The organism is Novosphingobium sp. PhB57, from assembly GCF_004342985.1.
Lineage (GTDB): Bacteria > Pseudomonadota > Alphaproteobacteria > Sphingomonadales > Sphingomonadaceae > Novosphingobium.
In genome coordinates this window covers 1,502,215-1,515,419 of sequence record NZ_SMBO01000001.1, presented here as the reverse complement: position 1 = coordinate 1,515,419, position 13,205 = coordinate 1,502,215, and the positions used below count along the sequence as shown (strand labels likewise).

Genomic DNA, 13,205 nt, shown 5'->3' with positions numbered 1-13,205 from the left:
TGGCGCTCATGGATATCCAGCTCGGACTTACTTTCGACGACGTACTGCTTCGTCCCGCGAAGTCCGACATCGTCCCGACGCAGGCCGATACCCGCAGCCGCCTCACGCGCGACATCGCGCTCAACATCCCCGTCATCTCGTCCGCGATGGACACCGTGACCGAGGCCGACATGGCCATCGTCATGGCGCAGCTGGGCGGCATCGGGGTGCTGCACCGCAATCTCACGATCGAGGAACAGTGCGCGGCGGTCCGTGCCGTGAAGCGCTTCGAGAGCGGCATGGTCGTCAACCCGATCACGATTTCGCCCGATGCCACGCTTGGGGAAGCGCAGGCCATCATGCTCGCGAACCGGATCAGCGGCATCCCGGTGGTGGAGAATTCGGGCAAGCTGGTCGGCATCCTGACCAACCGCGACGTGCGCTTCGCCGCCAACCCGGCACAGCCGGTGCGTGAGCTGATGACGCATGAGAATCTCGCCACGGTGAAGCTCGGCGTCGATCAGGACGAGGCGCGCCGCCTGCTGCACGCCCGCCGGATCGAGAAGCTGCTGGTGGTCGACAACGACTTCCGCTGCGTCGGCCTCATCACCGTGAAGGACATCGAAAAGGCCGTCACCTACCCGGACGCCACCAAGGACGCCGCCGGCCGCCTGCGCGTCGCCGCCGCCACCACGGTGGGCGACAAGGGCTTCGCCCGCACCGAGGCGCTGCTGGCCGCCGAGTGCGACGTCGTGGTGATCGACACCGCCCACGGCCATAACAAGGACGTGGCGCTCGCGGTCGAGCGCGTGAAGAAGCTGTCGAACTCGGCCCAGGTCATCGCCGGCAACATCGCCACCGCCGAAGCGGCGCGTGCGCTGATCGACGCGGGCGCGGACTGCGTGAAGGTGGGCATCGGGCCGGGCTCGATCTGCACTACGCGCATCGTCGCCGGTGTCGGCGTGCCGCAGCTGACCGCTATCATGGATGCCGCCGAAGAGGCCGACAAGTCGGGCGTCCCCGTGATTGCCGACGGCGGCCTGCGCACTTCGGGCGACGCGGCCAAGGCGCTCGCCGCCGGGGCATCGACGATCATGGTCGGCTCGATGCTGGCCGGCACCGAGGAAGCGCCGGGCGAGACGTTCCTCTACCAGGGCCGCGCCTACAAGTCGTACCGCGGCATGGGTTCGGTGGGCGCGATGGGCCGGGGTTCGGCCGACCGCTATTTCCAGGGCGACATCAAGGACCAGATGAAGCTGGTTCCCGAAGGCATCGAAGGCCAGGTTGCCTACAAGGGTCCCGCCAAGGACGTCATTCACCAGCTCGTCGGCGGCGTGAAGGCGGCCATGGGCTACACCGGCTCGGCCACGATCGAGGATCTGCGCAAGGGCGCGCAGTTCGTGCGCATCACCAATGCCGGCCTGCGCGAGAGCCACGTCCACGACGTGACGATCACGCGTGAGGCGCCGAACTACCCGTCGCGCTGATCGCGCAGGGCGGCACAAGGGCATGACACCGGGCGCGCGCGTTCAGGCGGCGATCGAGATCCTCGATCTCGTGATCGACGCCGCGCGTGCCGGCGGAGCGCCGGCCGACCGACTGATCGCAGACTGGTTTCGCGCGCGGCGCTTTGCCGGCAGCAAGGATCGCCGTGCCGTGCGCGAACTGGCGTACCGGGCGATACGCGTATGCGGTGAGATTCCGGAGTCCGGGCGCGCGGCCATGCTTCGCGTCGCGGCCGAAGATCCGGGACTGGCCGCGCTGTTCGATGGGGAGGGGCATGGGCCCGCCGCTATCGCTGCAGACGAGCCGGTGGCCGAAGCCGGGCTCGCCCCGCGCTGGCTGGTCGATCGCTTTGCCGGCAGCGGCGTCTCCGAACGCGACGCGGCAGCCTTGCTGGGCCGCGCTTCGCTGGACATCCGCGTGAATACGCTCCGCCAGGGTGACCTGGATCTTCCCGAGGGCGGGGAACGCTCCGAAGCGGCCCACGGCTGGCGCTATCCTCCCGAAACCCGCATCGAGCAGACCGAGGCCTATCTCCAGGGCGCCATCGAAGTTCAGGACACCGGCTCGCAGCTGACCTGCGAAGTCGTGGCCGCAAGGCCCGGCGAAACGGTGATCGATCTTTGCGCCGGGGCAGGGGGCAAGACCCTGGCTCTGGCAGCGGCCATGGAAAATCGCGGTGTTCTGATCGCCTGCGATGCCGACCGGGCCCGCCTCTCGCGCCTGCCCCCGCGAGCCGAGCGCGCCGGGGCGACCGGGATCGAAACCGTGCTCCTCGATCCCAACAAGGAAATGCAGGCTCTCCAGCGCTTCGCGGAATTGGCGGATGCGGTCGTGGTCGACGCGCCCTGCTCGGGCACCGGCACCTGGCGCCGCAATCCCGAGGCGCGCTGGCGGCTCACCGAAGCGCAATTGGCCCGCTACACGGCCGTGCAGGCCCGTCTGCTCGACGTGGCCGCGCAGCTGGTGCGGCCGGGAGGAAGGCTGGTCTTCGTCACTTGTTCGCTGCTGGACGAGGAAGGCGCGAACCAGGCCGATGGCTTCCTGAAGCGCAATCCCGGATGGCAGGCGGCAGCGCCCGTCCTGCCAGTCGGTACGCAGCGCGGAGCCGGGCTGAGGCTGTCGCCGTGGCACGACGGGACCGATGGCTTTTTCGTCGCGCGCTTCGAACGGCTGTGATAGCGTCGGCGTCATGATGAGGACGAAGCCCTCGGCCAAGGACATTTTGATGCGTTACACGCCTGCCGCGATTGCTCTATCCCTTGTTGTTGCCATCTCTTCCAGCGCCATCCTGTCCGAGCCCGCCGCGGCGCTCGATCCCCGCGCTGCGACCCTGATGGCCGAAGGGCGCGCTGCTGTCGACGCGGGCAACGTCAATGGCGCCATCGATGCCTATGAAGCCGCTCTCACCGTGGAACCCGGCAGCGTTCCCGTCCTGCTGGCCCTGGCCGATGCCACGCGCAAGCAGGGGCTTCAGGGCAAGGCGCTGCATTACTATCGCGTCGCGCTGACCAGCGATCCGCGCAATGTCGCGGCTCTGGCGGGCGAAGGCATGGCGTTGGCGGAAAAGGGCGCGACCGACAAGGCGAGCCGCAACCTGGCGCGGCTCCAGACGCTTTGCGGCAAGGATTGCGCCGAAACCGAAAAGCTCGCCGCCGCCATCGCCAAAGTTCCCGCGACTCGGGTCATGACTGCCGAAGCGACGGCGCCCAAGCCGGTCGTTTCCGAAAACTGATTTTTCGGCAGGAGCAGGTTCGATCGGGCCGGTCAGCCCGATCGATAGACCTGCGAATCAGATCAGCGCGCGGAATTCTTCCAGAACGGCGCGATAGACGCGCTTCTTGAACGGCACGATCAGGTCGGGCAGCAATTCCGGCTCGATCCATTTCCAGTCGGCGAATTCTGCCGGCGTATGGGCTTCGAGATCGATGTCGGCGTCCTTGCCGTCGAATCGGGCGAGGAACCAGGTCTGGCGCTGGCCGCGATATTTGCCCTTCCACAACTTGCCGATGAGTTCGTCAGGCAAGTCGTAGAACAGCTCTTCGCGGGTCTGGGACAGCATGGTGACGTGCTGTTCGGTCGCGCCGGTTTCCTCCCAAAGCTCGCGCAGGGCGGCGGCCTTGAGGTCTTCGCCATCGTCGACGCCGCCCTGGGGCATCTGCCACCAGTCGCCTTCCTTGGTGTCGATCCGCTTGCCGACGAAGACCTTGCCGTCGGAATTGACGAGCATGACGCCGACGCAGGGGCGGTAGGGCAGGGACGCGAAGTCTTTCATCGGTGAACGGTATTCCATGATCGTTGGGAGAAGCGAGGTTCGGAAATCGGCGGCGGGATTACCGGAGCGCATGGCCGTAGAATGGCCCAAGCGCTCGCGCAATGCCAGCGCGATCTATGGTTCCCAGTCCGCTAACCGATGATCGGCCCCAGATCCGGGATCTGATCCGCCGCCGCGCGCGGTCTGCCGCGCCGGGCATTTTTCCGGTTTGCACCGATAGTAAGCCAGCATAGTCTGGTGAACGGGAAACAAATGCTGCCGGCGTCAGACCGGCCATCCCGGGAGAGACGATGATGGCAACGATCTCATCGGTTGACGATTCGGCGCGGCAACGCGCGCCGCTGGAAGGGGGCGTTCCTGGGGTGGAGGCACCACCGTTGGAAGCCGTGGTCGTGCGGTTCGCCGGCGACTCGGGCGATGGCATGCAGTTGACGGGAGGCCAGTTCACCCTCTCCACCGCCCTGGCCGGAAACGACCTGGCGACTTTCCCGGACTTCCCGGCCGAAATCCGCGCCCCGCAAGGCACGTTGTTCGGAGTATCGGCCTTTCAGATCAATTTCGGCTCCAGTGAGATCACCACGGCGGGCGATGCGCCGGATGTGCTCGTCGCCATGAACCCCGCCGCGCTCAAGACCAATATCCATGCGCTCAAGCCCGGCGGCATGGTCGTCGTAGACACTGGGGAATTCGGCAAGCGCAACCTCGAGAAGGCGAAATACGCGGCCAATCCACTGGAGGATGGCAGCCTTGCGCGATGGGACGTGCTGGCCTTCGACATTTCCGCGCTGACGCTGGAGGCGGTGAAGCCCTTCGGCCTGGGCAACAAGGAAGCGCTGCGCTGCAAGAACATGTGGACGCTCGGCCTGGCGCTCTGGATGTTCGACCGCGACCGGCAGCCGCTGATCGACTGGCTTAACGCCAAGTTCGCAAAAAACCCGGTCCTGGCGCAGGCCAACATAGCCGCGCTCAATGCCGGGCATGCATACGGAGAGACGGCTGAACTGGCCGGTCCGCTGAAGCGCCAGCACATCGACCCGGTGCCGAGCGCGCCGGGGCTCTACCGGACGATCACCGGCGCGGAGGCGATCTCCCTCGGCCTTGTCGCGGGATGCCAGCTTGCCGGGTTGCCGATGTTCTTCGGCGGCTATCCGATCACACCGGCCTCCGCGATCCTGCACCATCTGGTCAAGATGAAGGAATTCGGGGTCACCACCTTCCAGGCCGAAGACGAGATCGCTGCGATCTGCTCCGCCATCGGCGCGAGTTACGCCGGGCAATTGGGGGTGACCTCCTCGTCCGGGCCCGGGATCGCATTGAAAGGAGAGGCCATGGGACTGGCGGTGATGACCGAACTGCCGCTGGTCATCGTCAATTCGCAGCGCGGCGGGCCTTCGACGGGCTTGCCGACCAAGACCGAGCAGTCCGATCTCTACCAGGCGGTCTACGGGCGCAACGGCGATGCGCCGCTGCCAGTGATCGCGGCCTGCTCCCCGGCCGACGCCTTCGAATGCGCCATCGAGGCCTGCCGCATTGCCACCAGCTACATGACGCCGGTCATCCTGCTGACGGACGGCTATATCGGCAATGCCTCCGAACCTTGGAAAGTCCCCGATCCGGCCGGCTTTGCGCCTTTCCCCGTGGCATTTCTGGAAGAGCCCAACGGCGAGTCGCGGGTGCTGCCTTACAAGCGCGACGAGCGCGGCGTGCGGCCGTGGATCAGGCCGGGCACGCCCGGTCTCATGCACCGCATCGGCGGCATCGAGAAGGCCGTCGATACCGGCAACATCGATTACGCTCCGGATGTCCATCAGGCCCAGACCGATGCGCGAAAGGCCCGGATCGACGGCATTGCGGCGGGCATTCCCCCTCAGGAAATCTGCCTGGGCGAAGCGCAGGGCACGCTGCTCGTCATCGGCTGGGGCTCCACATTCGGCCCGATCCATCAGGCCGTGCGCCGCGCGCAAAAAAAAGGGTACGCCGTCAGCCATGCCCAGGTTCGCCATATCTGGCCGCTGCCCGGCAATCTCGGCGAACTGCTGGCGGGCTTCGACCATGTGCTCGTGCCGGAAATGAACACGGGTCAGTTCAAGACCTTGCTGCGGGACCGGTTTCTGGTCGACGCCGTGCCGCTGAACAAGACCAGCGGCCAGCCTTTTGCCATCGCCGAACTGGAGGCGGCCATCGCCCGGTTCTTCGACGGCATCGCCGGCAACGAAGGCGGCGAAGTGGAGGTCAACGAGACCCAGCTTCCCGCTCCCGAGATCGAGCAGCCCTGAGACTTTCGAACGGAGATGCCCTCATGAACGACATGACCCCGATCGAGACTACGCTCAAGGACTGGGAGACCGACCAGGAAGTGCGCTGGTGCCCCGGCTGCGGCGACTATGCCATCCTGAAGGCCGTGCAACGGACCCTGCCCATGCTGGGAGCAGACCCGAAGAACACAGTCTTCGTCTCGGGTATCGGTTGTTCCAGTCGCTTTCCCTACTACGTCGAGAGCTATGGCTTCCATTCGATCCACGGCCGCGCACCCGCCGTGGCAACCGGCATAAAGCTGGCCAATCCGCAGCTCGACGTCTGGCTGGTCACCGGCGACGGCGACGGCATGTCGATAGGGGGCAACCACACCATGCATGTGCTGCGGCGTAATCTCGATTGCCAGATCATGCTGTTCAACAACGAGATCTACGGCCTGACGAAAGGGCAATATTCCCCGACCAGTCGTCCCGGCACACCTTCGCCGACCTCGCCAGCGGGATCGGTCGATCGGCCCGCCAGCCCCTGCGCCTTCGCGCTGGGTTCGGGTGCGCGTTTCGTGGCGCGCAGCTACGATGTCTCCAAGGATCTCTCCGAGGTGCTCATGGCCGCCTATCGCCACAAGGGTGCGGCCTTCATGGAGATTTTCCAGAACTGCATCGTCTACAACAAGGATCGTTTCGACGACTTCACCGACAAGGCTGTCGCTGCGGATATGCAGGTACAGTGCCGGGATGGAGAGCCCTTGCTCTATGCAAAGGAGACCCGCGGCCTTGCGCTCGATCCCGAGACGCTGTCGCTGCAAGCTGTCGACGTAGTCGACGGCGATTGGCAGGGCGCCGGGGTCTTGCGGCATAATGTGCGCAACCGCACGCTGGCCCACATGCTGGTGGAAATGCCCTTCGGTCCGTTCCCGATGGCGCTGGGCGTGATTCTCGACGATCCAGCGCCCACGTTCGAAAGCGCGGTCGTGGCCGAAAGGCAGGGGCTGATCGCGGGCAAGACGGCGGATCTCGGCAAATTGCTAGCCCGCGGGCAGACCTGGACCGTGCCTTGAAGCCAGGGACTCAGCTCTTGGCGTCAGCGAGATCGTCGGCGGCATGGATCACGGTGACCGCCGGTCTATAGAGCAGCGCGCTGGCCAGGAAGGCCCAGCCTGCGCCGCCCAGCCATCCGGCCATGACGTCGCTCGGCCAGTGGACGCCCAGCCATACCCGGCTCCAGGCGATCGCAAGGCTCAGGATCATGGCGCAGGCGATGAGCGTGTGGCGCAGCGAGGCCCGCGGACTCAATGCGGCAAAAGCCAAGGCGAACGCGATATATGAAGAAGCGGCATTGAAGCTGTGCCCGCTTGGAAAGCTGGCCCCGCCGGCCGAGGTCAGGTGCGGCACGATTTCGGGGCGAGGGCGGCCGAACAGCGCCTTGAACCCCAGATTGACCAGGCTGGCGCTGATGACGGTCAATGCCAAGAGAACGCCTTCGCGCCGGCAGCGGAGCCAGAACAGCGCCACGACCGCCATGATCGTGTAGAGCTTCAGTTGCAGGAATCCGCCCATTGCGGTGAGATCCCGCACCCATTCCAGCAGCCAGGTCGGGCCGAGCGGCCGTAAATCCTGCGCGCGCCAGAACATCACGCCGATCCTGTCGAAATGCGTCGTACGTCCCGCCGGCACCGCCCATGCGAAAAAGGCGAAAGCCGTCCAGCAGGTCGCGGCGGCGATGAGGGATTTGCGCGGATCGATGCGATGCCGCAGCAGGTTCGGTCTTTCGGAAGAGGCTGCCATTGGCTTAGGGAACGCCCATGGCAGACAAGCGTTCCGGCAGCATGAATCCCCCCATCATCGTGTGGCTGCGGCGCGACTTGCGCCTGTCCGACCAGCCTGCCATCGCCGAAGCGGCCAGCCAGGGCCCCGTCGTCCCGGTCTACGTCCTGGATGACGAGACGCCCAGGCATCGCAGCATGGGCGGTGCATCGCGTTGGTGGCTGCACCATTCGCTGAAAAGCCTGGACGCCGCGCTGCGGGAAAAAGGCTCGCGTCTGATCCTGCGCAAGGGGCAGTGCGAGAACGTGCTGAAGGAAGTGGCCGAGGAAGTGGGGGCCACGTCGGTTCACGCCCTGCACCACTACGAGCCCTGGTGGCGCAATGCCGAAAAGGCCGTGGGACAAGTGCTCGATCTGCACCTTCATCATGGCAATTACCTGGCGCCGGCCGGGTCGGTGATCAATGGTTCGGGACGGCCCTACAAGATCTACACGCCGTTCTGGCGGGCGCTGCACGAACGCCTGCCGCCGGTCGAACCGCAACCCCGGCCCGCCAGGATCGAGGCACCGGCGCACTGGCCGAAGTCCGATCGGCTCGCGAACTGGAAGCTGCTTCCGGCCAAGCCCGATTGGGCTGGCGGCATGCGCGAGATGTGGGAACCGGGCGAGGATGGGGCGAAGAAGCGGCTCCATGCCTTCGTAGAGGAAGCCTCCGCCTATGAAGCGCAGCGGAACCTGCCATCGGTCGACGGCACTTCCTTCCTTTCGCCGCATCTTCACTTCGGCGAAATCTCCCCGGCGCAAGTCTGGCATGCCGTGGCCGATGCCGGCGGCTCGGTGGAGACCTTCCTCGGCGAACTGGGCTGGCGCGATTATGCGCAGAACGTGATCCTGCAGTTCCCCGAATATGGGAGCCGTTCCGCGAAGGAGGATTTTTCGCACTTGCACTGGCGGACCGGGAAGCAGGCCGAATCGGATCTTGCTGCCTGGCAGCGAGGCAGGACCGGCTATCCGATCGTCGATGCCGGCATGCGCCAGCTCTGGCACACCGGTTGGATGCACAATCGGGTGCGGATGATCGTCGCCAGTTTCCTGATCAAGCATCTCCTGCTCGATTGGCGGGAAGGCGAGAAATGGTTCTGGGATACCTTGGTGGATGCGGACTACGGTTCCAACGCGGTGAACTGGCAGTGGGCCGCCGGTTCGGGCGTGGATGCGCAGATGTTCGTGCGGATCATGGCCCCGCTCAGCCAGTCGGAGAAGTTCGACGCGGGCGCCTATATTCGCGAGTGGGTGCCCGAGCTTGCGGACCTGGACGACGCGGATATCCATGATCCCGCGTCGGACAAGCGCCCTCGCGGCTATCCTGCCAAGCTCGTCGAGCACCGGGCGGGACGTGAGCGGGCCCTGGCCGCCTGGGCGAAGGCGAAAGACCGGTGAGAGCGGGTTTCTAAGCAATTGCCCGCGGCCAATTTCCGGATAATATCCCGGATATGAACGCACAGGCGCCAGGCAGGGGTGAGGAACTGGTCGACGGCGGCCGCTCCATTGGCGTCGGCCCGCAGTGGCTGGCAAAACTCTGGTCTGGCGGTGTGTCGAGGGTTCTCGACAAGATCGACCAGGGTCTCCAGCGCGGATCGATAGAGGCGACCCTTCCCGGCGGCGAGACTCGCCTTCTCGGCGGAAGGGCGCCGGGATTCGAAGCCGTGGTTCAGATCAATAGCTGGCGCGCGCTGCTGCGCCTCGCCACGGCAGGCTCGGTCGGCTGGTATCAGGCCTGGGACGAAGGGGAATGGGAAAGCCCCGATCCGGTGCCGATCTTCGCGCTGTTCATGGACAATGCCGCGGGCCTGGGAAATGTCGGCCGCGCGCGCGGACCCTGGCGGATCGCGGCCAAGGCCTTGCATTGGCTGAACCGCAATACGCGATCCGGCTCGCTGCGGAACATCCACGTCCACTACGATCTCGGCAACGACTTCTACGAACAATGGCTGGGCGAGACGATGCTCTATTCCAGCGGGATCTATCCGCGCGCCGGGGGCGGCCCCAATGCGCTCAGCCAGTTCGTCACCGAGCTTGACCTCGCGCAGTCGAACAAGATCGGCGCCATCGCCCACCGGCTTGCCATTCCCGAAGACGGTCGTGTTCTGGAAATCGGCTGCGGCTGGGGCACGCTCTCCGCCTTCCTCGCTGAAACCGAGGGCGCGCATGTCGATGCCATCAGCCTTTCGGACGCGCAGCTCGCCTATGCGCGGGATCGCTGGACCGGGCGAGTGGAAGGCGCAGGCGGGCGCGTGGATTTCCTGAAGCAGGACTACCGCGATGTCGCAGGCGCCTATGACGCCATTGCCTCGGTCGAGATGGTGGAGGCGGTAGGGCGGCAATTCTGGCCCGATTTCCTCGACTGCGTGGCGCGGAACCTCAAGCCCGGCGGCCGCGCTGCGATCCAGTACATCGCGATTCGCGACGACATCTTCGAATCCTATGCCCGCAGCGCGGACTTCATCCAGACTTTCATCTTCCCCGGCGGCATGTTGATTCACGAACCGGAATTCCGCCGCCTGGCCGAGGAGCGCGGACTTTCGTGGGAGGACCGGCAGGGATTCGGGCTGGATTATGCCCGGACGCTCCACGAATGGCGCCGGAACTTCGAGGCCGCCGTTGCGGAAGGGCGGCTCCCCGCCGGCTTCGACGAGCGGTTCGTACGCTTATGGCGCTTCTACCTGATGTATTGCGAGGGCGGCTTCATGGGCGGCGGCATCGACGTCGCGCAAGTTACCCTGGTCAAGCCGGGCTGAAGAAGCGCTCAGCTTCCCTGGCCGCGCCAGCGCGCAAGCACGTTTTCCAGAATGATCGGGTTCAGCAGCTGCTCGAACGCGCAGCCGACCAGCCCGTCTTCCCACCAGATGACTCGCGCGGGCAGGGCTTCCATTCCGGGCAGCGTCAGCCAGCAGTATGTGCCGGGGTGAATGCGGCTGATCGCCGTGGCCGAGAAGCCGGAAAGCGAGAGATCGCGCACGGCCGTCTGGAAACCCTTGGTGCCCGATGCCCGGAAACCGGCCGGAATCGAGATTCGCAGGCGAATCGCGCTGCGGTCTTCCTGGGCAGCGAGTTCGTAGATGTCTTGCGGGGATTTTGTCGTCATTGTCCCGAGACCCGTACATTGGAGCGGCGTGCATGATACGCCGTCAATGGGAAGAAATCAGGAAAGAGTTACCACCGCATTAAATCATGTGGTTAAAAATCGGCGGGAATGGTCTCGCGGTGGCCGCTTTCGAAGGGTTCCGCCAGCAGCGAGACAAGCCTTTCGGCCACGGCTTCGGGCGGTTTCACCGATGCCGGCGCTTCGCCAGGATAGGCACGGGCACGCATCGCCGTGCGGGTGGCGCCGGGGTTGACGATGGCCACCCGCAGCTTCGCGATATTGCGGCTTTCCTGCGCATAGCAATCCAGCAGAACCTCGAACGCGGCCTTGGTAGCGGCATAGGCGCCCCAGAACGCGCGGGGCGCGGTGGCAACGGTGGAGGTCATGCCGATCAGGCGCGCATCGTCGCTCTTGCGGAGCAGCGGATCGAAATTGGCGATCAGCGCCTGCGTGGCGAGGACATTCGTGGTGAGCGCCTTGTTGAAGGCGCGCTGGTCGATATCGGCCACGCTCGTCAGTTCCGGCAGGACCGCGGCATTGGCGACGAGAATGTCGAGCTTGCCCCAGCGCTGCGATACGGCGGTCGCCAGGCGGGCGATGCCGTCCGATTCGACGAGGTCGACCGGCGCGATCGTCGCCGCGCCGCCGGCCTGGTAGATCCGGTCCTCGATCGTTTCCAGCGCCTTGGTGTCGCGCCCCGTCAGCAGGACGTGTGCGCCCGCCGAAGCGAGTGCGAGCGCGGTGGCCGCACCGATCCCCCGGCTGGAGCCGGTGACGAGCGCGACCTGACCTTCGAACGGCTTGCCGCCAATACTTTCGCTCACGCTGCGTTAAGCTCCCCGGAGAAGCGCTCGGCGAAGTCCGTCAGCTTGGTGGGATATTCGCCCGAGAAGCAGGCATCGCAGAATTGCGGGCGCTTCTTGTTGCGCTTTTCCTCGCCGACCGCACGGTAGAGACCGTCGATCGAGACGAAGGCGAGGCTGTCGGCCTTGATGAAGTCCGCCATGGCCTGGATGTCCATGTTGGCGGCCAGCAGCTTCGAACGCTCCGGCGTGTCGACGCCGTAGAAGCACGAATGCTCGGTCGGCGGGCTGGCGATGCGCATGTGCACTTCGGCAGCGCCTGCGTCGCGCATCATCTCGACGATCTTCATCGAGGTGGTGCCGCGCACGATCGAATCGTCGATCAGGATGATGCGCTTGCCTTCGACGATGGCGCGGTTGGCATTATGCTTGCGCTTCACGTCCGCGTGGCGGGCTGCGTCACCCGGCTGGATGAAGGTACGGCCGACATAGTGCGAGCGGATGATGCCGAGCTCGAAGGGAATGCCCGATTGCTGGGCATAACCGATGGCGGCAGGCACGCCGCTGTCGGGAACCGGGATCACCACATCGGCGGCGGCCGGCGCTTCCTTGGCGAGTTCCATGCCGATCTGCTTGCGCACCTGGTAGACCGAGCGGCCGTCCATCACCGAATCGGGTCGGCTGAAGTAGACGTGCTCGAAAATGCAGGGGCGCGGGGCCGGATTGCCGAAGGGGCGGTGGCTGGAGATCGTGCCCTTGTGATCGACCTGGACCAGTTCGCCCGGCTCGATCGAGCGGATGAACTCGGCGCCGATCACGTCGAAGGCCACGGTTTCCGAGGCGAACACGGTGGCGTCACCGATGCGGCCCATGACCAGCGGGCGGATGCCCAGCGGATCGCGGCAGGCGATCATGCCCTCTGCCGTCATGCAGATGAGCGAATAGGCGCCTTCCACCATGCGCAGCGCGTCTACGAACCGGTCGAGCAGCGTGGGATAGCGGCTGGTGGCGACGAGGTGGATGATCACCTCGGTGTCGGAGGTCGACTGGAAGATCGAGCCTTTCGACACGAGATCGCGCTTCAGCGTCATCGCGTTGGAAATGTTGCCGTTATGGGCGATCGCGAAACCGCCCGCGGCCAGATCGGCGAAGAGCGGCTGCACGTTGCGCAGCCCGGATCCGCCGGTCGTGGCATAGCGGACATGGCCGGAAGCCATGGTGCCGGGCAGGGTATCCAGCTCGCGCTGGGAGAACACCTGCGCCACGTGGCCGAGGCCGCGGTGGGAGTGGAACTCCTCGCCGCTGAAGCTGGTAATGCCCACGGCCTCCTGGCCGCGGTGCTGCAAGGAGTGAAGCCCGGCCGCGGCGATGTTCGCCGCGTCCTTGGAGCCGATTACGCCGAAAACGCCGCACTCTTCGCGCAGCTTGTCCCCGTCGGCGTCTCGAAAGGGATGTGTCATGTTCATGGATGTCGTCCGGGCT

12 protein-coding genes are annotated in these 13,205 nt (G+C 65.6%); 7 read left to right on the top strand and 5 right to left on the bottom strand.

The features are described 5' to 3' along the window. Positions 1–8: 8 nt before the first annotated feature. Genes guaB through EDF58_RS06920 form a run of 3 tightly spaced genes read left to right on the top strand, consistent with a single transcriptional unit; the run spans position 9 to position 3,217 of the window. Positions 9–1,466, top strand: a complete 1,458-nt coding sequence (gene guaB, locus EDF58_RS06930) for an IMP dehydrogenase (protein ID WP_132263761.1) — start codon at positions 9–11, stop codon at positions 1,464–1,466. Between the two features lie 22 nt (positions 1,467–1,488). Then, positions 1,489–2,661, top strand: coding sequence for an RsmB/NOP family class I SAM-dependent RNA methyltransferase (locus tag EDF58_RS06925; RefSeq protein WP_132263760.1), 1,173 nt, complete (start codon positions 1,489–1,491; stop codon positions 2,659–2,661). 13 nt (positions 2,662–2,674) lie between these two features. Continuing rightward, positions 2,675–3,217 (top strand): tetratricopeptide repeat protein, encoded by a 543-nt coding sequence (locus EDF58_RS06920; RefSeq protein WP_132263758.1) that lies wholly within the window; start codon positions 2,675–2,677, stop codon positions 3,215–3,217. A 57-nt stretch (positions 3,218–3,274) separates the two neighbouring features. Here the strand turns inward: EDF58_RS06920 and EDF58_RS06915 are convergent, their stop codons facing one another. Further along, positions 3,275–3,757 (bottom strand): RNA pyrophosphohydrolase, encoded by a 483-nt coding sequence (locus tag EDF58_RS06915; protein ID WP_132264212.1) that lies wholly within the window; start codon positions 3,755–3,757, stop codon positions 3,275–3,277. A 293-nt stretch (positions 3,758–4,050) separates the two neighbouring features. Between EDF58_RS06915 and EDF58_RS06910 the strand changes: the two genes are divergently transcribed. Together EDF58_RS06910 and EDF58_RS06905 are read left to right on the top strand one after the other, a co-directional pair. Continuing rightward, positions 4,051–6,033: a 2-oxoacid:acceptor oxidoreductase subunit alpha gene (locus tag EDF58_RS06910; protein WP_132263756.1), complete on the top strand. Its 1,983-nt coding sequence runs from the start codon at positions 4,051–4,053 to the stop codon at positions 6,031–6,033. 23 nt (positions 6,034–6,056) lie between these two features. Continuing rightward, positions 6,057–7,070 carry a 2-oxoacid:ferredoxin oxidoreductase subunit beta gene (locus EDF58_RS06905; RefSeq protein ID WP_132263755.1) on the top strand — a complete coding sequence of 338 codons (1,014 nt, stop codon included), beginning with the start codon at positions 6,057–6,059 and terminating at the stop codon, positions 7,068–7,070. A 10-nt stretch (positions 7,071–7,080) separates the two neighbouring features. Here EDF58_RS06905 and EDF58_RS06900 read toward each other — a convergent pair whose 3' ends face one another. Further along, positions 7,081–7,797, bottom strand: coding sequence for a phosphatase PAP2 family protein (locus tag EDF58_RS06900; protein WP_132263753.1), 717 nt, complete (start codon positions 7,795–7,797; stop codon positions 7,081–7,083). Between the two features lie 41 nt (positions 7,798–7,838). On the opposite strand from EDF58_RS06900, the gene EDF58_RS06895 reads away from it, so the two are divergent. After that, positions 7,839–9,215, top strand: a complete 1,377-nt coding sequence (locus tag EDF58_RS06895) for a deoxyribodipyrimidine photo-lyase (RefSeq protein ID WP_132264210.1) — start codon at positions 7,839–7,841, stop codon at positions 9,213–9,215. 53 nt (positions 9,216–9,268) lie between these two features. After that, a complete protein-coding gene (locus EDF58_RS06890; RefSeq protein WP_132263751.1) occupies positions 9,269–10,573 on the top strand; it encodes a cyclopropane-fatty-acyl-phospholipid synthase family protein in 1,305 nt (434 codons plus the stop codon). Positions 10,574–10,581: 8 nt separating this feature from the next. On the opposite strand, the gene EDF58_RS06885 is transcribed toward EDF58_RS06890, so the two are convergent. From EDF58_RS06885 to purF, 3 genes are all read right to left on the bottom strand, one after another. After that, positions 10,582–10,920 carry a PilZ domain-containing protein gene (locus tag EDF58_RS06885; RefSeq protein WP_132263750.1) on the bottom strand — a complete coding sequence of 113 codons (339 nt, stop codon included), beginning with the start codon at positions 10,918–10,920 and terminating at the stop codon, positions 10,582–10,584. A gap of 92 nt (positions 10,921–11,012) precedes the next feature. Continuing rightward, on the bottom strand, positions 11,013–11,744 hold the full coding sequence (locus tag EDF58_RS06880; RefSeq protein WP_132263748.1) for an SDR family NAD(P)-dependent oxidoreductase: 732 nt from the start codon (positions 11,742–11,744) through the stop codon (positions 11,013–11,015). Then, complete coding sequence (purF, locus tag EDF58_RS06875) at positions 11,741–13,189, bottom strand: amidophosphoribosyltransferase (protein WP_132263746.1); 1,449 nt, start codon at positions 13,187–13,189, stop codon at positions 11,741–11,743. Before purF ends, EDF58_RS06880 begins: the two co-directional genes overlap by 4 nt. Between the last annotated feature and the right edge of the window lie 16 nt (positions 13,190–13,205).

What these genes read in the sequence shown, in the direction of transcription:
- guaB (WP_132263761.1), top strand. Translation starts at nt 9, where the DNA reads ATGGATATCCAGCTCGGACTTACTTTCGACGACGTACTGCTTCGTCCC.
- EDF58_RS06925 (WP_132263760.1), top strand. Translation starts at nt 1,489, where the DNA reads ATGACACCGGGCGCGCGCGTTCAGGCGGCGATCGAGATCCTCGATCTC.
- EDF58_RS06920 (WP_132263758.1), top strand. Translation starts at nt 2,675, where the DNA reads ATGATGAGGACGAAGCCCTCGGCCAAGGACATTTTGATGCGTTACACG.
- EDF58_RS06915 (WP_132264212.1), bottom strand. Translation starts at nt 3,757, where the DNA reads ATGAAAGACTTCGCGTCCCTGCCCTACCGCCCCTGCGTCGGCGTCATG.
- EDF58_RS06910 (WP_132263756.1), top strand. Translation starts at nt 4,051, where the DNA reads ATGGCAACGATCTCATCGGTTGACGATTCGGCGCGGCAACGCGCGCCG.
- EDF58_RS06905 (WP_132263755.1), top strand. Translation starts at nt 6,057, where the DNA reads ATGAACGACATGACCCCGATCGAGACTACGCTCAAGGACTGGGAGACC.
- EDF58_RS06900 (WP_132263753.1), bottom strand. Translation starts at nt 7,797, where the DNA reads ATGGCAGCCTCTTCCGAAAGACCGAACCTGCTGCGGCATCGCATCGAT.
- EDF58_RS06895 (WP_132264210.1), top strand. Translation starts at nt 7,839, where the DNA reads ATGAATCCCCCCATCATCGTGTGGCTGCGGCGCGACTTGCGCCTGTCC.
- EDF58_RS06890 (WP_132263751.1), top strand. Translation starts at nt 9,269, where the DNA reads ATGAACGCACAGGCGCCAGGCAGGGGTGAGGAACTGGTCGACGGCGGC.
- EDF58_RS06885 (WP_132263750.1), bottom strand. Translation starts at nt 10,920, where the DNA reads ATGACGACAAAATCCCCGCAAGACATCTACGAACTCGCTGCCCAGGAA.
- purF (WP_132263746.1), bottom strand. Translation starts at nt 13,189, where the DNA reads ATGAACATGACACATCCCTTTCGAGACGCCGACGGGGACAAGCTGCGC.